This is a genomic window from Pseudomonas sp. BN414 (genome assembly GCF_029871275.1).
In the GTDB taxonomy this organism is placed as follows: Bacteria; Pseudomonadota; Gammaproteobacteria; order Pseudomonadales; family Pseudomonadaceae; genus Metapseudomonas; species Metapseudomonas resinovorans_C.
Window position 1 is genome coordinate 82,880 of the sequence record NZ_SSOL01000054.1, and the last position, 22,103, is coordinate 104,982.

Genomic DNA, 22,103 nt, shown 5'->3' on the forward strand with positions numbered 1-22,103 from the left:
GCATCCAGAGCGACAGCGCCCACAGTTTTTCATTTCCCGTGAAGGGTGGTTACGACACAGGATGTCGCAGCTACCAGTCAGTATTGTCCCTACGGTACACACGCAGGAATCCTACCCATGCAGGAGCTTGAACCCGGCCTTATCGTTATCCATGGCAACCACCTGGAGGAGCTGCGTGCCCTGTCGGTGGAGTGGATGAAGCGCTACCCGCTGCGGCCGCTGGAGAACGAAGTGCTGTTGGTGCAGAGCAACGGCATCGCCCAGTGGCTCAAGCTGGCGCTGGCCGAGCGGGACGGTTGTGGCATCGCCGCGGCGCTGGACGTGGACCTGCCGGCGCGCTTCCTCTGGCAGGCCTATCGCAGCGTGCTTGGGCGCGACGCCATTCCCGAGCAGTCGCCGCTGGACAAGGCGCCGCTGACCTGGCGCCTGATGCGCCTGTTGCCGGGATTGCTGGCCGATGATGCATTCGCGCCGCTGCGCCGCTTCCTCGCCGATGACAGCGACCTGCGCAAGCGCCACCAATTGGCCGAGCGCCTGGCCGACCTGTTCGATCAGTATCAGGTCTACCGCGCCGACTGGCTGGCGGATTGGGCTGAAGGCCGTGACATCCTGCGTACCTCTCGTGGCGGCGAGCGCGAGCTGGACGACGCCTCGTGCTGGCAGCCGGCTTTGTGGCGCGCGCTGCTGGCTGATGTGGGCGAGGAGCATCTGGCAGAAAGCCGCGTCGGTGTGCACCTGCGCTTCGTCGCTCGCCTGCGGGAGCTGGATGCGCCGCCGCGCGGCCTACCGCGCCGCGTCACCGTGTTCGGCATCTCCTCGTTGCCCGCCCAGGTGCTGGAGGCACTGGCCGCCATGGCCCGTTTCAGCCAGGTGATGCTCTATGTGCACAACCCCTGCCAGCACCACTGGGGCGACATCGTCGAAGACAAGGACCTGCTGCGCCATGAGTACCGCCGCCAGCAGCGCAAGGGCGGCGGCGCCGGGCAGATCGGCCTGTTCGACCAGGAGGAAATGCACCAGCACGCCCAGCCGTTGCTGGCCGCCTGGGGCAAGCAGGGCCGCGACTACATCAACCTGCTGGATCAGTACGACCAACCCCAGCGCTACCGCGAGGAATTCGAGCGCATCGACCTGTTCAGCCCGGCGTCGGAAGACAGCCTGCTGGGCCAGTTGCAGAACGACATCCTCGACCTCCGCCCCCTGAAGGAGACCCGCGACACCTGGCCTCCCGTGGAACCTTCGCGGGACCGTACCCTGCGCTTCCACATCGCCCACAGCGCCCAGCGCGAGGTGGAGGTGCTGCACGACCAGCTGCTGGCCTGCTTCAGCGAAGACCCGACGCTGCGCCCGCGCGACGTGATCGTCATGGTGCCGGACGTGAACACCTATGCGCCTCACATCCAGGCGGTGTTCGGCCAGTTCAGCAGCGATGATCCCCGCTTCATCCCCTTTACCCTGGCTGACCAGGGCCTGCGCGGCAAAGACCCGCAGGTGATCGCCCTGGAGCATCTGCTGCAATTGCCGGACAGCCGTTTCAGTGTCAGCGAGGTACTCGACCTGCTGGACGTGGCCGCCCTGCGCGCGCGCTTCGGCATCTCGGAAGACGAACTGCCTACCCTGCGCCGCTGGCTGGAGGGTGCCGGCATCCGCTGGGGCCTGGATGCCCGGCAGCGCGAATCCCTTGGTCTGGGCGAGGGGCTGGAACAGAACACCTGGCGCTTCGGCCTGCGCCGCATGCTGCTGGGCTATGCCGTGGGCGGCGCCGGGGCGTACGCGGGTATCGAGCCCTATGACGAGATCGGCGGCCTCGACGCGGCCCTGATCGGCCCGCTGACCCGCCTGCTGGAAGCCCTCGACCGCCAGCTGGCGCAGCTGCGCGAGCCCGCCGCTCCGGTGGTCTGGGGCGAGCGCCTGCGCAGCCTGCTGGAAACCTTCTTCCTGCCCAAGGGCGATCGCGAGGAAGTCCTGCGTACTCAGTTGCTCGACGCCCTCGATGGCTGGCTGGCGCTCTGCGAAGCGGCTGGCCTGCAGGAGCCGCTGCCGCTGCCAGTGGTACGCGAGGCCTGGCTCGGTGACCTCGACCAGGGCCGCCTCAGCCAGCGCTTCCTCGCCGGCGCGGTGAACTTCTGCACCCTGATGCCGATGCGCGCCATTCCCTTCCGCCACGTCTGCCTGCTGGGCATGAACGACGGCGACTACCCGCGCAGCCAGACGCCGCTGGACTTCGACCTCATGGCCGGCGACTACCGCCCCGGCGACCGTTCTCGCCGCGAGGATGACCGCTACCTGTTGCTGGAAGCATTGCTGGCGGCGCGTGACCGCCTCTATATCAGCTGGGTGGGCCGCAGCATCCGTGACAACAGCGAGCGGCCGCCGTCGGTGCTGATCGGCCAACTGCGCGACCACCTCGGCACCGCCTGGAGTCTCGCCGGTGGCGGCGACCTGCTCCACGCGCTGACTACCGAACACCCGCTGCAACCCTTCAGCCGCCGTTACTTCGGCGCCGAGCCGGAGCTGTTCAGCTATGTCCACGAGTGGGCCCGGTTGCACGGTCAGGCAACGCCGGGTGAAGCCGCGGGCTGCCTGCCGGCCTGGGAGGATGGTCTGCAGATCACCCCGGAATTGTTGCAGGGCTTTCTGCGCGACCCGGTGAAGTGCTTCTTCACCCGTCGACTGAAAGTGCACCTGGATGAAGATGAGCAAGCCGAGCTGGACAGCGAACCCTTCGCCCTCGATGGCCTGGAGCGCTACCAGTTGCAGGACAACTTGCTGAAATCTGCCGTGCTGGCGCGCAACGGCGACACCCAGCAGGCGCTGGTGGAAGCGGCTGACCGATTGCAGCGCAGCGGTGTGCTGCCCCTGGCCGGTTTCGGCGAGCAGTACCGCAGCAGCCTGCTGGAGCCGCTGCCGGGGCAGCTGCAACGCTATGAAGGGCTATGCCTGCAGTGGCCGGAGCGGGTGGAGTCGCCGCAGCGACTGAGCTTCAGCGCGGGCGCGGTGCAACTCGACGGTTGGCTCGGTGGTCTGCGGCAGCAGGCCGACGGCCACTTGGCACGGCTGGAACTGCTGCCCAGCGCCCTGGCCAAGGACAAGACCTGGAAGTGGCATCGCCTGTTGCGTCCCTACGTACTGCATGTGGTGGCGGCAGCGTGCGGTGCTCCCATCACCACGCTACTGGTGGGCGAGGACCAGAGCTTGGCCTTCGAGCCGTTGGCGGCCGAACATGCCGGAAAGCTGCTCACCACCTGGCTGGAGGCCTGGACCGCCGGTATGCAGGCGCCGCTGCCGGTGGCACTGAAGACTTCCCTGGCCTGGCTGAAAGACGGCAACGACGACAAGGCCTGCGGCGTGTATGAGGGCGGTTACAACATCACCGGCGAGGTAGCCAGCAGCGCCAGCCTCGCCCGGCAGTTCCCCGATTACGCCGCCCTGATCGCCGATGGCCAGTTCCCTGCCTGGAGCGAACGGCTCTACCAGCCGCTGCTGGAGAGCCACCCCATTGCCCTCAAGGAGGAGCAGGCATGAGTCAGCCCCAACGCCCCCTTGCCTTGCGGTTCCCGCTGCATGGCAGCCGCCTGATCGAGGCCAGTGCCGGCACCGGCAAGACCTTCACCATTTCCGCGCTCTACCTGCGCCTGATCCTCTGTCATGGCGACGACGCAGCGTTTCGCGAGCCCTTGCTGCCGCCGCAGATCCTGGTGGTGACCTTCACCGATGCCGCCACCCGCGAGCTGCGGGACCGTATCCGTGCGCGGCTGGTGCAGGCGGCGGCGGTGTTCCGTGGCGATGGCGAATCCGACCCCCTGCTGGACGAGCTGCGCGGCGATTTCCCGGAATCCCGCTGGCCCGACTGCGCCCGTCGCCTGGAGCTGGCCGCGCAATGGATGGATGAGGCGGCCGTATCCACCATCCACGGCTGGTGCCAGCGCATGTTGCGGGAGCACGCCTTCGACAGTGGCAGCCTGTTCAGCCAGACCCTGGAAACCGACCACAGCGAACTGCTGGCCGAAGTGGTGCGCGATTACTGGCGGCAGCATTGCTACCCGCTGCAGGGCGTCGCACTGGAATGGGCCGCGCGCAGCTGGGGCACTCCGGCCAACCTTGGTGCCCGTTTGCGACCGCTGCTGGGCGAAGACGGCGCGGCCAGCGCACAGCCCCTGGGCGAGTTGCTGGAACGAGCCCTGCTGGATCGCGAGCGAGAGCTGGTGGCGCTCAAGGCGCCCTGGCGAGCATGGGCCGATGAGCTGCAAGGCCTGTTGGACAAGGCGGTGGCCGACAAGGACGTGGACGCCCGCAAGATCCAGGCGCGCTACTACAACCCCTGGCTGGACAAATTGCGGGAGTGGGCGGATGGCGACGAGGCGCGACTGGACCTCGGCACCGGCTTCACCCGTCTGACCCCCGATGGCCTTGCCGAAGCCTGGAAGGGCACACCTCCTGCGCATCCGGCGCCGGAAGCAATGGCCAGCCTCAAGGCTCAGCTCGACGACTTGCCCGCCGCGGACGAAGCTGCACTGCACCACGCCGCCGCCTGGGTTCGCCAGCGTTTCGATCGGGAGAAACGCCAGCGTGCGGAGATGGGTTTCGACGACATGCTCACGCGTCTCGACGCCGCCCTGCAGAGCGAGAACGGGCCGCGTCTGGCCGAGGTGATCCGCCACCAGTTCCCGGTGGCGCTGATCGACGAATTCCAGGATACCGACCCGCTGCAGTACCGCATCTTCGACACCCTCTACCAGGTGGAGGCCAATCGCGACGACTGCGGCCTGTTCATGATCGGTGACCCCAAACAGGCCATCTATTCCTTCCGTGGCGCGGATATCCACACCTACCTGCGGGCGCGCCGCGCCACCGCTGGGCGGCACTACAACCTGGAGAAGAATTTCCGCTCCAGCCAGAACATGGTGGATGCGGTGAACGACGTCTTCCGCCGCGCCGAGAACCGCGAGGGCGGGGCAGGGGCCTTCCTGTTCCGCGACGACCTGCCGTTCATCCCGGTGGAGGCCCAGGGCCGCAAGGAAACCTGGACCGTGGAAGGCGAGGCCCAGCCAGCCCTCAACCTCTGGCAGCTGGCCACTGAGGAACCGGTGGCCAAGGGCAACTACCTCGCCGCTCTGGCTGCAGGCGCGGCCAGCGAGATCGTCCGCCTGCTGGACCTCGGCCAGCGGCAGCGCGCCGGCTTCAGCAAGGACGGTGCACTGAAACCGCTGCAGCCCAGCGACATCGCCGTTCTGGTGCGTGATTTCAACGAGGCCCAGGCCATCCGTGGTGAGCTGGCCGCGCGAGGGGTGCGCAGCGTCTACCTGTCGGACAAGGATTCGGTGTTCGCTGCCCAGGAGGCGCGCGACCTGCTGCTGTGGCTGCGTGCTTGCGCCGAGCCGGACCAGGATCGCCCCCTGCGCGCCGCCCTGGCCAGCGCCACCCTTGGGCTCGATCTGGCCGAACTGGAGCAGCTCAACCTCGACGAGCGCATCTGGGAACGCCGCGTCATGCAGTTCCGCGATTACCGCCAGCGCTGGCAGCGTCAGGGCGTGCTGCCGATGCTGCGCCAACTGCTGCAGGACTTCGAACTTCCGCAGCGACTGATGGGGCGTGACGATGGCGAGCGGGTGCTGACCAACCTGCTGCACCTGGCTGAGCTGCTGCAGCAAGCCGCTGCCGAACTGGATGGCGAGTTGGCGCTGATCCGCCATCTGGCCGAGTTGCTGGCCGGCGACGGCCACGCCGCCGAGGAACAGGTGCTGCGCCTGGAAAGCGACGAGGCCCTGGTGCGGGTTGTGACCATCCATAAATCCAAGGGCCTGGAGTACCCGCTGGTGTTCCTGCCGTTCATCTGCGCCTTCCGTCCCGTGGATGACAAGAAGCCATTGCAGGTGCACGACGGCGAGCGCCGCCGGCTGGTGCTCAAGGCCGATGAAGACACCCTGGACAAGGCCGAGCGCGAACGCCTGGGCGAGGACCTGCGCCTGCTCTACGTGGCGCTGACCCGCGCCCGTCACGCCTGCTGGCTGGGCGTAGCGGACCTGAAGATCGGCAACGCGAAGAAGTCGCGCCTCCACGAGTCGGCCTTCGGCTACTTGCTGGGTGGTGGCCAGGTTCTGGCCGAGAGTGCGGGGCTTGCCGCCTGGTTGGAGCCGTTCGCGGCGGCGCCGCGCAGCACCGTGCTGCCGGCCCCGGAAGCGACAGAACAGCGTTATGAAGCCCTGGAGGACGGGCAATTCGAGCCCCATTGGCGCACCCCCGAGCGACGCGCCGCCGAGCATTGGTGGATCGCTTCCTACAGTGCCCTGCGCCGGGACGAGGGCTCGCTGTCGACGCCGAGCCGCCACGACGACGCGGCGCCGGACAGCGCGGCCATGCAGAACTCCAGCGATGACGAAAATCCCGAGCTGGCGCAGGCTCCGCTGCCGGTATCCGCCCAGGGGCTGCACCGTTTCCCTCGTGGTCCCAACCCCGGCACCTTCCTCCACGGCCTGCTGGAAATGGCCGCCGAGGAAGGCTTCGCCCAGCTCTCTGCTGACCCGGAGGCGCTGCGTGACGCCGTGGCGCGACGCTGCCGTCGTCGTGGCCTGGAAATGTGGATCGACCCGCTGCACCAATGGCTGCAAGCGCTGCTGGTACAACCGCTGCACCTCGGCGATGGCCGCGCGGTACGCCTGGCGGAGCTGACGCAGTACCAGCCGGAGCTGGAGTTCTGGTTCGAGGCCAGTCGCGTCGACGTGCTGCGCCTCGACGCGCTGGTGCAGCACCATGAGCTACCGGGCGTCGCTCGCCAGCCGCTGCGCGCCGACACCCTGAATGGCATGTTCAAGGGCTTCATCGACCTGGTGTTCGAGCATGAAGGCCGCTACTACGTGGCCGACTACAAGTCGAACTGGCTGGGCACCGATGACGCCGCCTACACCCGCGAAGCGATGGCCGCGACCATGGCCAGCCATCGCTACGACCTGCAGTACGTCCTCTATGTATTGGCCCTGCACCGGCAGTTGCGCCTGCGCCTGCCGGACTACGACTACGACCGTCATCTGGGCGGCGCGCTCTACCTGTTCCTTCGTGCGCCCGGCCCGGGTGTGTACCTGGCGCGCCCGTCGCGCGAACTGATCGAACAGCTGGATGCCCTGTTCCTGGGCGAGCCTGAGGAGGCCGTTGCATGAGTCCCACATTGTCGCTGGCGCTGAGTGACCGTGACGAACTCTTCGCCCTGCTGGAAGCCTGGAGCGAGCGTGGCTGGCTGCGGGAGCTGGACCGTGCCCTGGCGCGGTTCCTTGCCGAGCTGGACCCGACAGCCTCGCCGCTGCTGATCCTCGGGGCTGCCCTGGCCAGCCACCAGCTGGGGCAGGGCCATGTCTGCCTGGACCTGGCCGCTACCCTGGCCAATCCGGATTTCACCCTGTCCCTGCCGCCGGAGGGGGAGGACGCGGAACTGGCGACGCTGCTGCCATCCCAGGTGCTGGCCGGGTTGACCCCGGAACACTGGCTGGCGGCGTGCGCCGGCAGTTCGCTGCTGGAAGCCGACGGCGCGCCCCTGATTCTGAGCGGCCCCTGTCTTTATCTGCGCCGCTACTGGGATTACGAGCGCCGGGTGGCGAGCAACATCGGCGAGCGTCTGCGCGCGACGTCCGCTGCGCCGGCTGACCTTTCCGCGCGCCTGGCTACGCTTTTCCCCGAACCCTTCGTGCTGGATGGTGAACGCCTCACCGACTGGCAGAAGCTCGCCTGCGCCCTGGCGGCCCAGGGCCGTTTCACCTTGATCACCGGCGGTCCCGGCACCGGCAAGACGACCACGGTGGTGCGTTTGCTGGCGCTGCTGCAGGAGGCCGCAATGGCAGCGGGCGCACCGCTGCGCCTGAGCCTGGCGGCCCCGACCGGCAAGGCGGCGGCGCGCCTCACCGAGTCCATCGGCGGGCAGGTGGCATCACTGCCCGTGTCGGACGCGGTACGTGAGCAGATTCCCAGCACCGTCACCACGCTGCATCGCCTGCTGGGCAGTCGCCCGGACAGTCGCCATTTCCGTCATGACGCCGGCAACCCGCTGCCGCTGGATGTGCTGGTGGTGGACGAGGCCTCGATGATCGACCTGGAAATGATGGCCAATCTGCTGGATGCACTGCCGGCCCATGCACGGCTGATCCTGCTGGGCGACAAGGACCAGCTCGCGTCGGTGGAGGCAGGCGCCGTGCTTGGGGATCTCTGCCTGGAGGCGGAGGCGGGTGGATACAGCGCCAGTACACGCGCCTGGCTGGAGGCCCAGACCGGCGAGCGGGTGGAAGATCCAGCGCTGGTGCCAGGCGAGCAGGCGCTGGCCCAACACATCGTCATGCTGCGTCACTCGCGGCGCTTCGGCAGCGGTTCCGGCATCGGCCGCCTGGCCCGTGCGGTGAACGTCGGGGATGCCCCGACCGCCCGCAGCACCCTGGCGGCGGGCAGCGGCGACCTGCATGTACTGCGTCTGTCCGGTGAACAGGACCGTGCCTTGGAGCGCCTGTTGCTGGATGGCCTGGCCAGCGGTGAACGCAGGCCGCAAGGCTACGCCCATTACCTGGAGGTGATGCGGCAGGAACGCCCCGAGCCGGGTGCTGAGTCGGCCGCATGGGATACCTGGGCAGGCAAGGTGCTGAAGGCCTTCGACCAGTTCCAGCTGCTCTGCGCGGTTCGCAAGGGGCCGTGGGGCGTCGAGGGGCTGAACGAGCGCATTGCCCAGGCGCTTCAGCGTCGTGGCTTGCTGGAACAGGATCATGGCTGGTACGAGGGACGCCCGGTGCTGGTGACCCGCAACGACTACAGCCTGGGACTGATGAACGGCGACATCGGCATCGCCCTGCGCCTGCCGGAACCACCCGAGTTTCCCGGCGCCCCGCCGAGGCAGGTGCTGCGCGTGGTGTTCCCCCGCAACGATGGCAGCGGCGCACTGCGCCATATCCTGCCGAGTCGACTGGGAGCGGTGGAAACCGTGTTCGCCATGACGGTGCACAAGTCCCAGGGCTCGGAGTTCGCCCACTGCGCGCTGATCCTGCCGGATACCCTCAACCCGGTACTGACCAAGGAGCTGGTCTACACCGGCATCACCCGCGCGCGGGACTGGTTCAGCCTGATCGAGAGCCGTTCCGGCATTTTCGAGCAGGCAGTACAACGCCGCGTTGAACGGCGCAGTGGATTGGGGGAATCGCTGCTGGACGCTGACTTGGGATGAGTAACCAGACCAGACGGCCCTCAGCGCGCCTGGAGCGTCGCCAGTCCGGAAAGCTCGCGCAACTTGCGGCCGGCTGTTTCAGTCTCGCGAACGCGCTCCTCGTTTCCAGCGGCGATCTCCACCAACTGGCTGCGGCGGCGCCAGAGTACCCAAGAGGCGTGCGCCGCCAGGTCCACGAGCGGGGCCGTTACTTCAAGCTCTTGAGGTAGGCGATCAGGTCCTGGCGTTCCTGGGGGTTGGGTTGGCCCGGGTACATCATCAGGTTGCCTGGCAGCAGGGTGGCCGGGCTGGTGAGCCACCTGTCCAGGTTGGCGTCGTTCCACTCAAGGCCGGCAGCCTTGAGTGGCGCGGAGTAGCCGAACCTCGGCGCCTGGGAGCTGGTGCGGCCATATACGCCGTGGAGGCTTGGGCCCATGAGGTTCTTGCCGGCTTCGACGCTGTGGCAGAAGCCGCATTGGGCGGCGAACAGGGCCTGGCCCTTGGCGGCGTCGCCTTGGGCGAAAGCGAGAGATGAGGCCAATGCCAGGCCGGTGACTAGGAGTCGTTCGTGGAACATGGTGTTTCCTGCACGTGAAAAGGCCTCGCCGGGCTGACTCGGCGAGGCCTTGCTGCTTTTAGAACGTGTTGGCGAGGTCAATGCCGGACTTGCCGGGCGCCAGGATGTTGTTCGGGTCCAGGGCGCGCTTGATGGCGTGTTCCACCTTGCGCTTGACGGTACCGTAGCTCTGCGCCACACGCTCCTGGAAGGCGGTATTGACGCGGTAGACGGCGTAGCCGTGTTTCTCGAACTCATCCAGCAGTTCGTGGAAGCAGGCATTGGCGCGCTGGGTTTCCTCAGGGTTGGTGCGGTCGTACAGCACGTCGATCACGTGGTGCATGTCGCGCCAGCCGACGATGAATTCGCCGACGTAGTCCAGGCCGTGCTTGTTGAGAATCTTTTTGGCCAGCGCCTGCTGCTTGTCACATTCGCTGCCACGGGCCTGGCTGACCGGGGCGAACCACATGGAGCCGCCACCGCCGCGCCAGTTGTACAGGCCGAACTCCTGCAGGTTGGGCACGCCGGACATCAGCTGGGAACGGTACTTGAAGGGCTGGGTTTCGCCGGCTTCTTCCTGGGTGACGATCTTGCCTTTGCCCAGTTTGGCCAGGGCGCCGGTGACGATCTTCCAGTTCACGTCCACCTGTTCCTGGGTGCCGTAGAGGGCGGCGTAGACGTTCCAGGCACCAAGGTTCTTGTCCTTCTGGATCTGCTTCAGGATGGCGTCCGGGGTGGCGCCCGGCTCGGTGGTGTAGTCCGAGCGGCGGGTGTTGCAGGTTGAGGCTTCCCAGAGCACGCCGGCGATCACCACGGAGTTGGGGATGACCTGGGCAATACGCAGCGGGCGGATGAACTCGACGATCTCACTGATATCGGACTCGTTCTCGAACTTGATCTCGAAGGGCTTGAACACCGGCGGCTTGGGCATGAGCCAGAAGCCCATCTTGGTGCAGATGCCGTAGTTGGCCTGGGTGAACATGCCGTCCAGGGTCGGGCCGTAGCCCCACTTGAATACCTGCCAGGCGTTGTCGCCCTTCACGCCGCCCATGCCGGTGCGGTAGACGTCGCCGTTGGCCAGAACCACTTCCATGCCGCACTGCATGAGGAAGTGCTCGCCGTAGGGGGTGTAGCCCACACCGCGATCCATGGTGTTGCCCAGCGGGCCGGCGATGGCGGACGGCGCCGAAAACGACAGCATCAGTGGGAGGTTGTTTTCCTGGATGTAGTCGTACAGCTGCTGGTAGGTCACTCCCGGCTCCACCAGGGCGGTGCACAGCTCTGGATCGACGTGGATGATCTTGTTCATCTTCTTCAGGTCAAGGATCACCTGACCGCGCTGGCCGGGAGCCGCCGAGCCGTAACCGAAGTTGCGGCCGGTGGAGATGGTCCACACCGGAATGCCGTGTTCGTTGCAGATCCTCACGACACCCTGCACCTGTTCCACGGTGGTGGCAGTGACGGCGGCGGAGGGCGCGTGTTCGGCATTGTCCACGGCCATCATGATCTTGTTGTAAGGGATCAGTTGTTCGTCCTTGACCAGGACGTTGTCCTCGCCCAGCAGCTTGCGGAATTTGGCCAGGGCTTGCTGGAAGTTGGCGTCATTCACGCCACGGGGAAGCAGGGTTTTCTGGGTTTGCTCGGTCATTTGTCAGCTCCTTCAAGCCACGATCGAGAACGAAACGAATTGGCCGGCGAGCGCCGGCTGATGGCTGGCGATACGCGGGGCCGCGCTGCTGTCGGCGCCACCCAGGCCGGCCAGGCTGTAGCCGAGGCTGGCCGCCCATTGCGCGGAACCGCCGCTGCGCGCGGCGCCGGTCAGCTTCAGGGGCTGGCCGCCGAGGGGGTGTTGTTCGCTCAGGCTGAAACCGCCGCCACAGGCGTGCAGCTGCTGGCCCAGGTGCAGGGCGCAGCCTTGGGCGCTGTCGGCGCTGAGCAGGTGGTGGCGGGTGGCGCCGGCGATTGCGCTGTGCTGGCCGAGCCACTGCACGCGTGCGCCGTTGCTGCGGGCGAGGTCGAGGATCAGGGCTGCGCTGGCGTCATCCACCAGGCCGATGATGCGTTGCGGCTGGCCACTGCGCAGGCGCTTTTCAAGACCCAGGATGAAGTCCAGGCCGAGGTCAGCGCGCTGCACTTCGGCATTACCGGCCGCCGGGCTGGAGCCTACCCCTGCGAGGAAGGCCTTGCCGGCCGCCCCGTCATCCACCAGTACCAGGGTGGGCATTGGCCGGGCCTGGCCACCCAGCATGGCTTTGGTCATCGCCAGGCTGGAGCCGCCCATGGCGATGCCGGTCAAACCGCCCAGGGCCATGCCCTTGAGCAGGGTACGACGTTCGATGTTCATCGCCGGCACCTCAGGGCTTGGCCGCGGGAGCGGGCGACTTGGAGATGTACTCGCCGACCTGCTGCAGGGCCTTGTCATCGATGAACGAGGCCGGGAAGGCCGGCATGGCGCGGAATCCATTGCGCACCACGGCGGAAATGTACTGCGGCGGCAGCTGGCGGCCGGTGATCACCGGACCCACCTGGTGTTCGTGGCAGTGGCCGCAGACCTTCTGATAGACGTTCTCGCCACTTTTCCAGACCCCGTCGCCATCGGCGAAGGCCTGGCCGGCGAGCAGGGCGAAGGGCAGTGCAAGGCTGGCCAGCAATGGCCGTTTCACAGCTTGGCTGTTGAGGAGTGAGGACATTTCGTACTCCGTTTTTTATTGGTGGGGTGCGGTTTGATGGAACGGCAGTATCAGAACGGATAGGGCCGCGGGCTGTGTTGCAGGGTGATCCAGTGGTCGGTGGTGAACTCCTCGATGGCCCAGTCGCCGTTGAATCGGCCGAGACCGGAGTTCTTCTCGCCACCGAAGGGGGCGTTGGGTTCGTCGTTGACCGGGATGTCGTTCACGTGGGTCATGCCGGCGTGGATGCGTTGGGCGAACTGCACGCCGCGCTCCAGGCTGCCGGTGAACACTGCGCTGGACAGGCCGTACTCGCTGCGGTTGGCCAGCTCCAGGGCGTGTTCGGCATCACGGGCGGACTGGATGCCCACCAGCGGGCCGAAGATTTCCTCGCGGGCGATCTCCATGTCGGCGGTGACGTTGCCGAACACATGGGGCGGCATGACATTGCCCTGGGGCTCGCCGCCCACCAGCAGGGCGGCGCCTTCGGCCTTGGCGGTGGCGATCTTTTCTTTCAGGCCGGCCAGCTGCCTGGCGTTGATCACAGGGCCGACCACGGTCTCGGGCTTGCTCGGGTCGCCGTAGGGCAGGGCCTTGACCCGCTCGACGAAGCGCTGGGTGAAGGCATCCACCAGGGATTGCTCGACGATGATGCGGTTGACCGCCATGCAGATCTGGCCCTGGTGCAGGAACTTGCCCACCACGGCGGCGTTGACTGCCTGTTCCAGGTCGGCATCGGCCAGGACCACGAAGGGACTGTTGCCGCCCAGCTCCAGCGCGACGTGCTTGAGGTGCTCGCCGCCGCTGGCGATGCGGCCGATGTTGCGGCCGACCTGGGTCGAGCCGGTGAAGGAAATGAACGCCGGCACCGGGTGCTCGACGAAGGCGTCGCCGATTTCCGCGCCCGAGCCCACCACCACGCTGAGCACGCCAGCCGGCAGGCCGGCTTCCTCGAAGATGCGCGCCAGCAGCAGGCCGCCGGTGACCGGGGTGTCGCTGGCCGGCTTGACCACCACGGCGTTGCCCAGGGCCAGGGCCGGGGCCAGGGATCGGGCGGTGAGGTGCAGGGGGAAGTTCCACGGACTGATTACGCCGATCACCCCCAGGGGGGCTCGATACACGCGGCTTTCTTTGCCGGGGATGTTGGAGGCGACGATGCGCCCGTGGACGCGGTTCGGCAGGCTGGCCGACTCCAGGGTGATGGCGCGGGCGGCGCCCCATTCGATCTGCGCCTTGATGCGAGTGCTGCCGGACTCGCGGATGATCCAGTCGATTATCTCTTCGCGGCGCTCATCGAAGACCTTCACCGCTTCCAGCAGGACGCGGGCGCGCTCGGCCGGTGCCTTGGCCGCCCACGCGCCCTGGCTTTCGCGGGCTTTGCGATAGGCCGCGTCGAGGTCCTCGCGGCTGGCCAGAGCGATGCGCAGCAGGAGCTCGTCGTTGTAGGGGTTGAAGACTTCCAGCTGGCGACCGGTACTGCCGGCGCGCCATTGACCGGCGAGGGGCTGCAGCTCGAGGTTCTGGTAGGCAGGGCGGGTGGTGTCCATGGGGGCTCTCTTGTTTGAGCGGAAGGCTGCCGGTGGCGGCGATCCGATGGTCGTATGGAGGCGTGGCGACACCTCAGGCGTGACGCGCGGGCGCCTGGCCTATGGCGGTACGATCGGGGATCAACAACGAAGTCGTGATGCGGGCGGGCGAGGGGGATTGCTTGGCGATGGGAAGCAGTTCATGGGGCCGTTACCTGCATTGTTGTTGTCTTGGGTGCACGCAACAGGTCCTTAACAACTACCGTGCCATTTCTTTTGATTTCATTTTTTTCCTTTTAAAACAATTATTTATGTCGCTACTGTGGACGACAGCCGGGTGCGTCGAGGCGGTTGCGAGACGGGTGGTGCGGAAATTTCTGCAGAGAAGTCTCCGGGGCGCTGAAAACTTCCCAGAGCAGTTCGCGGGAGACTGTGCGGTTATCGAGTAACGGCAAGCGCTGGCGCCGGAAGGTCAATTGACCGGCCATTCCTCGTTGGCATACTGAACGGGTCTTTCCTGCCTCCTGCCCTAGACCCATGACTCGCAAATCCTCGAGCAATCCCGGCCGCGCCATGGGGGATGAATTCCTCAAGCAGTTGCTCAGCCAGCAGAAACGCCTGATCGTCGACCATGCCAACCAGTTCGGCAGCAGCGGGCTGCCTTCGGCCGAGCAACTGGCGGAGACCGTCGCCTTCGCACCCCAGGACGGCAATATCTGGCTCTGCGGACAGCGCATGATGCTGCTGCAAGGGGCCGCCTTCGGCGCCATACGCCGTGAGTTGGTGGAAGCTCTCGGCCTCGACAAGGCGCGTGGCCTTCTGACCCGCATCGGCTGGCAGGCCGGGGCGCGGGATGCCGCCCAGGTCAGCGCGCAGTGGCCCGAGGGTGACCACGCCAGCCTCTACAGCGCTGGTCCGCGCCTGCACATGCTGGAGGGCATGGTGAACGTGGAGGTGGTGCGCTTCGACATCGACTCCAGCGTCGGTCATTTCTATTCCGAGTTCTTCTGGCACAACTCACTGGAGGCCGACGAGCACATCGCCAGCTACGGGCTGGGCAGTGAGCCGGCATGCTGGATGGAGGTGGGCTACGCCAGCGGGTACGCCTCGTCCCTGCAGGGACGTCTGGTGGTGTTCCGCGAACAGGAGTGCCGCTGCATGGGGCACTCGGCCTGTCGTATCGTCGGCAAGCCGGCGGAGCAGTGGGACGACATCGATACGGACCTGGCCCACCTGGATGCCAGCGATTTCCTCAGCCGCAGCACCTACGGTTCGGCCGGCGAGACGGAAATGGCCGAGCTGGAGGAGCCGTCCGAGGACCAGGCCATGGTGGGCATCTCCGCCGCCTTCGTCGCTGCCAGCCAGCAGCTGTATCGCGTGGCGCCGACCCAGGCCACGGTGCTGCTGACCGGTGAATCCGGGGTGGGCAAGGAGCTTTTCGCGCGCACCCTGCACCAGGCCAGTCCGCGGCGCCACACACCGCTGGTGGCGCTGAATTGCGCGGCGCTGCCGGAAACCCTGCTGGAGGCGGAGCTGTTCGGTGTGGAGCGCGGCGCCTTCACCGGCGCCGACCGCTCCCGTCCGGGGCGCTTCGAACGGGCCAAGGGCGGCACCCTGTTCCTCGACGAGATCGCCACATTGAGCCTCAGCGCCCAAAGCAAGATCCTGCGGGTGCTGCAGGAGGGCGAGATCGAGCGGGTGGGCGGCACCACGGCGATCCCGGTGGACGTGCGGGTAATTGCCGCCACTAATCTGGATCTGCGGCGCGAGGTCGAGGCCGGGCGCTTCCGGGAAGACCTGCTGTATCGGCTGAATGTGTTCCCGATCCACCTGCCGCCCCTGCGCGAGCGGCGCGAGGACATCCCGCTGCTGATGAGCTACTTCTTGCGCAAGTTCAGTGCTCGCCATGGGCTCAAGCCCCTGGGTTTCAGTACACGGCTGGTCAACGCCCTGCTTACCTACCGCTTCCCCGGCAATATCCGCGAGCTGCAGAACCTGATCGAGCGTGGTGTGATCGCCGCCGGAAATGGCGAGCTTATGGACCTGGTGCACCTGGCGGAGGCGGGTGAGCCGCTGCGCTCCAGTGGCATCGGCCTGACCGCTGAGGGCCGTCTGGACGCCGTCGGTGGTGAGCCGCAGGCGCGAGCCGAGGTGGCTGTCGCGGATCAGGCGTCGGTCGAACCGGAGCTGGCCGACCTGCAGGCCTTCCTCAGTGGCCGCGAGCGAGTGCTCGGGACTTCGTTGAAGGAGATCGAGCAGCGCCTGGTACACCTGGCGCTGGAGCGCACCGGCGGCAACCTCACCGCGGCGGCGCAGATGCTGGGCATGAGCCGTGCCCAGATCAGTTACCGGCTCAAGGGGGAGTGATCCCCCCTGATCGGTCACGGATGGCTCAGAGGGGCATGGTGAACTTCACCCAGTAGGTCTGGCCCTCTGCGCGATTGCGCACGCCGCTTTCGTCCTGCCACTTGGCACTGATGAACCAGCCATTGCCGCTGTACTGCACGGCCGGCCCGATGGAGAAGCTGCGGCCACGGTTGCCGTCATTGGCGTCCACCAATGCGGCCGAGGTGCAGTTCGAGGCACTGCACTTGTCGTCGCTGATCTGCTTGTAGGCGTGGCCGCCCACGCCCACGACCCAACCGTTGCCCAGGCCCCAGCCCAGGGTGTAGTCGGCGTGCAGTTCGCGGCCGGACTGGTAGTGGGTGTCGCGGTTCTCGAAGTTGTAGTCGTGCATCAGGCGCACATCGGCGTTGAAGCCGTTGGGGTCGGTGTAGGTCATCGCATACACCGCCTGCACGGTGTAGTAGTTGTTGCCGAGGTTGATCAGGTCGTCCTTGTCGTAGCTGCCGGTGGGGGCCACGAAGTCGACGCCGACGGCGGTGTGGAACTTGTCGCTGTGGTGGAAGCCGACAACCGGGCCGAAGTGGGCGTCGCCGATGCCGCGCTTGTGGTCGTGCGGACCGTTCTTGACGTTCAGGCGGATGTCGTTGAGCGGCAGCAGGGCGTGGAAGCCGAGGTTGCCGCCGAGCACCTGCTGTTCGGTGACCCAGATGAAACGCGGCACGATGGTGGTGACTCGCAGGTCGATGTCGGCGGCCTTGTCGCCTGCGTTGTCGCGCAGGGAGTCGGCCAGGTAGTTGCCCACGAACACCTGACCGTAGGTGCCGGGCGGCGGCAGGATACCCATGCCGTAGATCTCGATACCCATTGGCCAGGACGACAGGCCGCCTTCGGTGGCTTGCGCCAGTTGGCTGGTGCCGGCGAGCAGCAGGCTGGTGGTGCAGGCAATGACAGGGGTGCTGAAGGATTTCTTGTTCATGTAAGGCAGCCTTGTTGTTATTGGGTGCGAGCAAGGCTGGTGTCTTGCTCGGAGAGTGCCCTAAACAATTAGCGTGCCAGTCGATAAGTTCTGATTTTTGCCGAAGATGGCGTCCTGTTTGCGTTTTTTCGCAATGGATTGGCCTGGTGCCCCGTGGCGCGGCGACAGGCTGTTAAGAAAATTCCGCGCCCTGGAGAATTCTCGACGCCGGCGCTAGGTGTCGCTGCCGCCACGGCGAAAGGCATTGGGCGACTGGCCGTTGAGGCGGCGGAAGAAGCGCGAGAAGTAGGTGGGGTCGGTGAAGCCCAGGCTGTCGGACACCTGGGCAATGGTCATGTTGGTGTAAATGAGATTTCGCCGGGCCTCCAGCAGCAGGCGCTGATGGATGATCTGCAGCGCGCTCTGGCCGGCCAGCTGGCGACACAGGTTGTTCAGGTGGACGCTGGACAGGCTCAGCCGGTGGGCGAAGGCCTCCACCGTCAGGTGTTCGCGGTAGTGCTGCTCCACCAGTTTGATGAAGCGCCCCAGCAGCTGCCGGTTGCGTTCGTCGCGCCCGCTGGGGGGCGTGATCTGCTGGCTGCGCCGGCTGATCCAGACCATGAGTACGTTGACCAGGGAGTTGAGCACCAGCTCGCGGGACGGCGCGCTGCCTTCGTATTCCTTGAGCAGGGCGGCGAACAGGGTGTTGATGTAGGTGCGGTCGGCCCCCACCGGGTAGCAGCCCGAGGAGGCAAGCACCGCCAAGGGCGCGCCGAGTTGCGCCTCCAGCAGCTCCACCAGGGGCGCCCCCAGGGTCAGCACATGGCCCTCGATATTCTCGGAAAACTGGAAGCCGTGGACGCAGAGCGGCGGAGTGACCTGGATCGACGGCTCGAGGATGTCGCTGCGCCGGCCTTCCACCTCCACCACCGCCTGGCCGCGCTGGACGTAGAGCAGCTGGAACAGGTCGGCGTGGCGGTGCGGCTTGATCTCCCAGTGGTGCAGGCTGCTGCGTTTCGGAATGGATTCGCAGTGCAGCAGGTCGGGCGTCGGCCAGGCCTGGTTCTCACCATAGAGCTTGAATACGGGAACGCCTGGAATGCTGGTTTTCATGAGCTGGCCTGGGAGCTGTGGCGCTGTTCGGAGCTGGTCGATAATCGGACGGTGTTTTCAAAAGTGCAAGTTATAGCGAGATTCTGACCTTCTTTTTCAATTTCTGTCAGCAAAAATGCAGGTGAGCATAAACCCACGTGTTTCAGGCTCCTGTCTGCTCCGTTGGCCTGAAGCCCTTTTTGCGAGACAACAACAATGAAAACTCAGGTTGCCATCATCGGTGCCGGCCCCTCCGGATTACTGCTCGGCCAACTGCTGCACAAGGCCGGTATCGACAACATCATCGTCGAGCGCCAGACCCCTGATTACGTGCTCGGCCGCATCCGTGCGGGGGTGCTGGAGCAGGGCACTGTCGACATGCTCCGCGAGGCCGGCGTGAGCGATCGGATGGACGCCGAAGGCTTGGTGCATGAAGGCGTTGAGCTGGTGTTCGATGGCAAGCGCGTACCCATCCACCTGACCGAACTCACCGGTGGCAAGAGTGTGGTGGTGTACGGCCAAACCGAGGTTACCCGCGATCTGATGGACGCCCGCGCCGCCAGCGGCGCACCGATCATCTACTCAGCCGGCAATGTCGCGCTGCACGAACTCAAGGGCGAACGCCCCTATGTCACCTTCGAGAAGGATGGCCAGTTGCAGCGCATCGACTGCGACTACATCGCCGGTTGCGACGGCTTCCATGGCGTTTCGCGCAAGACCATCCCGGCCGGTGTGCTAACCGAATACGAGCGGGTCTATCCGTTCGGCTGGCTGGGCCTGCTGTCCGACACCCCGCCGGTGAACGAAGAGCTGATCTACGCCCACCACGAACGCGGCTTCTCGCTGTGCAGCCAGCGTTCCCTGACTCGCAGCCGCTACTACCTGCAGGTGCCGCTGACCGACAAGGTGGAAGATTGGCCCGATGAGCGCTTCTGGAACGAGCTGAAGGCACGTCTGCCCGAGGAAGTGGCTGAGCGCCTGGTGACTGGCCCGTCCCTGGAGAAGAGCATCGCGCCGCTGCGCAGCTTCGTGGTGGAGCCGATGCAGTATGGCCATCTGTTCCTGGTCGGTGACGCCGCCCACATCGTGCCGCCTACCGGCGCCAAGGGCCTGAACCTGGCCGCCTCGGATGTGTGCTACCTGTACCGCATTTTGGTGAAGGTCTACGGCGAGGGGCGTACCGACCTGCTGGAGAAGTATTCCGAGCTGGCGCTGCGCCGAGTGTGGAAGGGCGAACGTTTCAGCTGGTTCATGACCAACCTGCTGCACGACTTCGAAGGCGACAAGGACGCCTGGGACCAGAAGATGCAGGTGGCCGACCGTGAGTACTTCCTGAACTCTCACGCCGGCCTGGTGAATATCGCCGAGAACTACGTCGGCCTGCCCTACGAAGAGGTCTGCTGATACTGACGGCCCCACCGCCCGCGGCGGGGCCGATTCCAACCTGGAGGCATGCCCATGGGAATCTTCGATTGGAAGCACTGGCTGGTGCTGTTGCTGGTGGTGCTGGTGTTGTTCGGCGGCAAGCGGCTGAAGAGCCTGGGGGCCGACTTGGGCGAGTCGATCCGCACCCTTCGCCGCGCCTTGGCGACCGAGGGCAAGGGCGAGCCCCACCCCGCCGAAGTTGATAATGCCGCACGTATCGCGCAATCCGTCCCAGCCCCGGCCCTGAGGCCTCGTCCCCGAGCGCCCGCGCCGTCCTAGCCGGCGGCCTTCCCGCCGGCTGCGCTATGGGCGGACAGCTGGAGGTGATTGCGCGCTTCCCTGACGGTGCCGTGAAGATCAGCAATTTCGCGGACCTCGATGAGCGCCACGGCTGAGTTCGACACTTCTTCGACACATCCAAGCAGAAACGAAAAAGCCCCCGAATCTCGCTAGAAAATTCGGGGGCTTAATCGTGGATTTTGGTGGAGCCGGGGGGCGACCTCGGTGTCAGAGTCGGATCTTCAGCGACTTGGGGATCAAGCCGAGATCGGGCCGAGGCCCGATATTGTCTGGCTTTCTCACTGCTCAAACATAGGAAGGATTTTTCGAGCGTTAAGGGCGCAACAAATTTAATCGCAGATTTCAGGGAGACCTTGTGGCGGTGGAGTGGGCAATTTCTTCGGATCAAATCCCTATTAGGGATTTGATCCAGTGTGAGCCCAGCTTGCCAGGGCCTTACCGGTTGTTCCGGTAGGCCGTGGTTGCCTGTTTCGGAGCAGGCTGGAATTCGGTCTCAATCGATCGAAACGGCCAGTCGCTGCTCCGAAACCCGCAGTATTCAGGCAGTCGGCTCTGTACGTTCCTGCTTCTCGCGCTTCAGTTCGCGGAACTCGCAGTAGTGTTCGAAGGCAGCCTTGAGTACGACAGCCAACCCGACGGTGGCAAGAATGTTCTTGAGCATACTGTGGGCTCCTTCAGGCTAGAAGAACCAGCGCGAAACACACCAGCCAGACAACGAAGTAGGCCAGGTTCTGCTGCAAATTCTTGGCTCGCTGATACAGATACACCGGTACCAGCCAGACCCAGCCTCTGAAGCGGCTGGTATTGTGCCCGGCCTTTTGCAGGCGCTTCTCGTCGAAGAAGGACAGCAGCAGATTGAGCGCTAGCGTGATGTACCAGTAACTGACGTTTTCCATCGCTCGCGCCGCTGCCGCTTCGCTGCCATTGAGAGCGCCTGCGACGAACCACTCCATCAGGTAGCCGATGATGGGCGCGAAGGCGAGCACCCAGACCAGGGTGTTGTTCACCTGGCTGCCAACCAGTGGCGGCGGTGTCTGGAGTAGATGTTGTCGCAGCGGGGTATCCTCCAGCTTCGCCCACTCGCGGAAGCCGTGCATCCACACGGAGCTGCCGTAGCCGAGACGACCAGAGCGGATCAGCTCGACCATCTCCTGTTCGCTGGCGCCGCCCTTGCGTTCGCCCTTTTCCTCGTAGAACCACAGGTTTGTACTGCTTTGTACATCGGACATCGATTCACTCCTCGAATCGTTTCACGGTGTGACGCAGTGTCACCGCTTCTGGCGACAACCCGTGTCGCAGTGTGGGCTGCCTTACCAGGCTGAGTGGCAGCTGTTTTCCGGGCTGCCCAGCGGCTGGAGTACGCTGGAGATGCTTTTGGTGGGCAGATTGACGGTCTGTCCGCCAGCGGCAAGCTTCAGGTTGTTGGCTTTGCGCAGGGCCTCCCAGAATCCGGGGAAGTTGGTCCCGCAAACCCGGCAGTCGGTGAAAAAGGGGTTGCTGTAAGTCTCTCCGTCGACGATCACATCGAAGCCGTTGCCCTCATCGGAGCTGTATTGCCGGCCACCGATGCTGGCGTGGGCGCGGACATAGCCATCCTCCTCATGGTCCGGGCATGAGATGTTCAGCTCGTTGCCATTGCCGTCGTCCACCAGATGCTCGCTGACGCCCATGCCCCAGCCGGAAGTCCATTCGTAGGTGCCGGCATGGGCACCCGTACCGGCGAGCAGGCTGCAGAGCAGCAGGATGCTTGGTTTTTGCATGATGAATCCCTGTGTCATGTCGTTTAGGTGCGTGGGTTACGAAAGAACTGGGTGAGCCGTGCCCGCATGATTTCTGCGCGGCTTGCAGGGCGGGTTTCCAGCTCGGTGTGCTGGCAGACCGGGCAGCGGTAGAACCAGTCGATGTTCAGTTGGAGAGCGTCGCTGGCTGGAGTGGTGGTGCGCTTCCAGCCACAGTGCGGGCAGATGAAGGTGCGGGGCAGGGGCGGCAGTGGCATGTAGGGTCTCTACGTTGTGTGTGGCGAGACTGTGCTGCAACAGGGCGACAGAAGGTGTCGCGGTATTGC

General features: G+C 65.6%; 17 protein-coding genes. 6 read left to right on the forward strand and 11 right to left on the reverse strand.

The genetic code is table 11. The annotated features are described in order from the left end of the window. The first annotated feature begins 117 nt into the window (after window positions 1-117). The 3 genes from recC to recD are packed head-to-tail and all read left to right on the forward strand — an operon-like array spanning window position 118 to window position 9,190. Window positions 118-3,525 carry an exodeoxyribonuclease V subunit gamma gene (gene recC, locus E8E95_RS10930; protein ID WP_280349924.1) on the forward strand — a complete coding sequence of 1,136 codons (3,408 nt, stop codon included), beginning with the start codon at window positions 118-120 and terminating at the stop codon, window positions 3,523-3,525. Continuing rightward, on the forward strand, window positions 3,522-7,154 hold the full coding sequence (gene recB, locus E8E95_RS10935; protein ID WP_280349926.1) for an exodeoxyribonuclease V subunit beta: 3,633 nt from the start codon (window positions 3,522-3,524) through the stop codon (window positions 7,152-7,154). The genes recC and recB overlap by 4 nt, the downstream gene beginning before the upstream one ends. Then, window positions 7,151-9,190 (forward strand): exodeoxyribonuclease V subunit alpha, encoded by a 2,040-nt coding sequence (recD, locus tag E8E95_RS10940; protein WP_280349928.1) that lies wholly within the window; start codon window positions 7,151-7,153, stop codon window positions 9,188-9,190. Before recB ends, recD begins: the two co-directional genes overlap by 4 nt. A 187-nt stretch (window positions 9,191-9,377) precedes the next feature. On the opposite strand, the gene E8E95_RS10945 is transcribed toward recD, so the two are convergent. The 5 genes from E8E95_RS10945 to pchA are packed head-to-tail and all read right to left on the reverse strand — an operon-like array spanning window position 9,378 to window position 13,941. Beyond that, window positions 9,378-9,746, reverse strand: coding sequence for a c-type cytochrome (locus E8E95_RS10945; RefSeq protein WP_280349931.1), 369 nt, complete (start codon window positions 9,744-9,746; stop codon window positions 9,378-9,380). 58 nt (window positions 9,747-9,804) lie between these two features. After that, entirely contained in the window at window positions 9,805-11,373 is a 1,569-nt protein-coding gene (locus E8E95_RS10950; RefSeq protein ID WP_280349933.1) for an FAD-binding oxidoreductase, read from the reverse strand. 12 nt (window positions 11,374-11,385) lie between these two features. Next, entirely contained in the window at window positions 11,386-12,069 is a 684-nt protein-coding gene (locus tag E8E95_RS10955) for a hypothetical protein (RefSeq protein ID WP_280349935.1), read from the reverse strand. Window positions 12,070-12,079: 10 nt separating this feature from the next. Then, window positions 12,080-12,415: a cytochrome c gene (locus E8E95_RS10960; protein WP_190831786.1), complete on the reverse strand. Its 336-nt coding sequence runs from the start codon at window positions 12,413-12,415 to the stop codon at window positions 12,080-12,082. A 50-nt stretch (window positions 12,416-12,465) separates the two neighbouring features. After that, a complete protein-coding gene (gene pchA / locus E8E95_RS10965; RefSeq protein WP_280349939.1) occupies window positions 12,466-13,941 on the reverse strand; it encodes a 4-hydroxybenzaldehyde dehydrogenase in 1,476 nt (491 codons plus the stop codon). Window positions 13,942-14,457: 516 nt separating this feature from the next. Here pchA and E8E95_RS10970 point away from each other — a divergent pair. Then, window positions 14,458-16,287 (forward strand): sigma-54-dependent Fis family transcriptional regulator, encoded by a 1,830-nt coding sequence (locus tag E8E95_RS10970; protein WP_280349941.1) that lies wholly within the window; start codon window positions 14,458-14,460, stop codon window positions 16,285-16,287. Between the two features lie 25 nt (window positions 16,288-16,312). Here the strand turns inward: E8E95_RS10970 and E8E95_RS10975 are convergent, their stop codons facing one another. Next, a complete protein-coding gene (locus tag E8E95_RS10975) occupies window positions 16,313-17,242 on the reverse strand; it encodes a transporter (protein WP_280349943.1) in 930 nt (309 codons plus the stop codon). 213 nt (window positions 17,243-17,455) lie between these two features. Beyond that, window positions 17,456-18,334 carry a helix-turn-helix domain-containing protein gene (locus tag E8E95_RS10980; protein ID WP_280349945.1) on the reverse strand — a complete coding sequence of 293 codons (879 nt, stop codon included), beginning with the start codon at window positions 18,332-18,334 and terminating at the stop codon, window positions 17,456-17,458. Window positions 18,335-18,529: 195 nt separating this feature from the next. Here E8E95_RS10980 and pobA point away from each other — a divergent pair, with 195 nt between their 5' ends. Both pobA and E8E95_RS10990 read left to right on the forward strand, forming a co-directional pair. After that, the gene (gene pobA / locus E8E95_RS10985) at window positions 18,530-19,717 is read left to right on the forward strand and encodes a 4-hydroxybenzoate 3-monooxygenase (protein WP_280349947.1); all 1,188 of its coding nucleotides are present in this window, start codon (window positions 18,530-18,532) and stop codon (window positions 19,715-19,717) included. A gap of 54 nt (window positions 19,718-19,771) precedes the next feature. Beyond that, window positions 19,772-20,017, forward strand: a complete 246-nt coding sequence (locus E8E95_RS10990) for a twin-arginine translocase TatA/TatE family subunit (protein WP_280349949.1) — start codon at window positions 19,772-19,774, stop codon at window positions 20,015-20,017. Window positions 20,018-20,576: 559 nt separating this feature from the next. Here the strand turns inward: E8E95_RS10990 and E8E95_RS10995 are convergent. From E8E95_RS10995 to E8E95_RS11010, 4 genes are all read right to left on the reverse strand, one after another. After that, on the reverse strand, window positions 20,577-20,699 hold the full coding sequence (locus E8E95_RS10995; RefSeq protein ID WP_280349951.1) for a hypothetical protein: 123 nt from the start codon (window positions 20,697-20,699) through the stop codon (window positions 20,577-20,579). Window positions 20,700-20,712: 13 nt separating this feature from the next. Next, complete coding sequence (locus tag E8E95_RS11000; protein WP_280349953.1) at window positions 20,713-21,267, reverse strand: GYF domain-containing protein; 555 nt, start codon at window positions 21,265-21,267, stop codon at window positions 20,713-20,715. A gap of 81 nt (window positions 21,268-21,348) precedes the next feature. Beyond that, window positions 21,349-21,798, reverse strand: coding sequence for a hypothetical protein (locus tag E8E95_RS11005; RefSeq protein ID WP_280349954.1), 450 nt, complete (start codon window positions 21,796-21,798; stop codon window positions 21,349-21,351). A gap of 23 nt (window positions 21,799-21,821) precedes the next feature. Beyond that, window positions 21,822-22,034 carry a hypothetical protein gene (locus tag E8E95_RS11010; protein ID WP_280349956.1) on the reverse strand — a complete coding sequence of 71 codons (213 nt, stop codon included), beginning with the start codon at window positions 22,032-22,034 and terminating at the stop codon, window positions 21,822-21,824. Window positions 22,035-22,103 lie beyond the last annotated feature (69 nt).

Coding starts and splice junctions, on each gene's coding strand:
- recC (WP_280349924.1), top strand. CDS start 118: ATGCAGGAGCTTGAACCCGGCCTTATCGTTATCCATGGCAACCACCTG.
- recB (WP_280349926.1), top strand. CDS start 3,522: ATGAGTCAGCCCCAACGCCCCCTTGCCTTGCGGTTCCCGCTGCATGGC.
- recD (WP_280349928.1), top strand. CDS start 7,151: ATGAGTCCCACATTGTCGCTGGCGCTGAGTGACCGTGACGAACTCTTC.
- E8E95_RS10945 (WP_280349931.1), bottom strand. CDS start 9,746: ATGTTCCACGAACGACTCCTAGTCACCGGCCTGGCATTGGCCTCATCT.
- E8E95_RS10950 (WP_280349933.1), bottom strand. CDS start 11,373: ATGACCGAGCAAACCCAGAAAACCCTGCTTCCCCGTGGCGTGAATGAC.
- E8E95_RS10955 (WP_280349935.1), bottom strand. CDS start 12,069: ATGAACATCGAACGTCGTACCCTGCTCAAGGGCATGGCCCTGGGCGGT.
- E8E95_RS10960 (WP_190831786.1), bottom strand. CDS start 12,415: ATGTCCTCACTCCTCAACAGCCAAGCTGTGAAACGGCCATTGCTGGCC.
- pchA (WP_280349939.1), bottom strand. CDS start 13,941: ATGGACACCACCCGCCCTGCCTACCAGAACCTCGAGCTGCAGCCCCTC.
- E8E95_RS10970 (WP_280349941.1), top strand. CDS start 14,458: ATGACTCGCAAATCCTCGAGCAATCCCGGCCGCGCCATGGGGGATGAA.
- E8E95_RS10975 (WP_280349943.1), bottom strand. CDS start 17,242: ATGAACAAGAAATCCTTCAGCACCCCTGTCATTGCCTGCACCACCAGC.
- E8E95_RS10980 (WP_280349945.1), bottom strand. CDS start 18,334: ATGAAAACCAGCATTCCAGGCGTTCCCGTATTCAAGCTCTATGGTGAG.
- pobA (WP_280349947.1), top strand. CDS start 18,530: ATGAAAACTCAGGTTGCCATCATCGGTGCCGGCCCCTCCGGATTACTG.
- E8E95_RS10990 (WP_280349949.1), top strand. CDS start 19,772: ATGGGAATCTTCGATTGGAAGCACTGGCTGGTGCTGTTGCTGGTGGTG.
- E8E95_RS10995 (WP_280349951.1), bottom strand. CDS start 20,699: ATGCTCAAGAACATTCTTGCCACCGTCGGGTTGGCTGTCGTACTCAAG.
- E8E95_RS11000 (WP_280349953.1), bottom strand. CDS start 21,267: ATGTCCGATGTACAAAGCAGTACAAACCTGTGGTTCTACGAGGAAAAG.
- E8E95_RS11005 (WP_280349954.1), bottom strand. CDS start 21,798: ATGCAAAAACCAAGCATCCTGCTGCTCTGCAGCCTGCTCGCCGGTACG.
- E8E95_RS11010 (WP_280349956.1), bottom strand. CDS start 22,034: ATGCCACTGCCGCCCCTGCCCCGCACCTTCATCTGCCCGCACTGTGGC.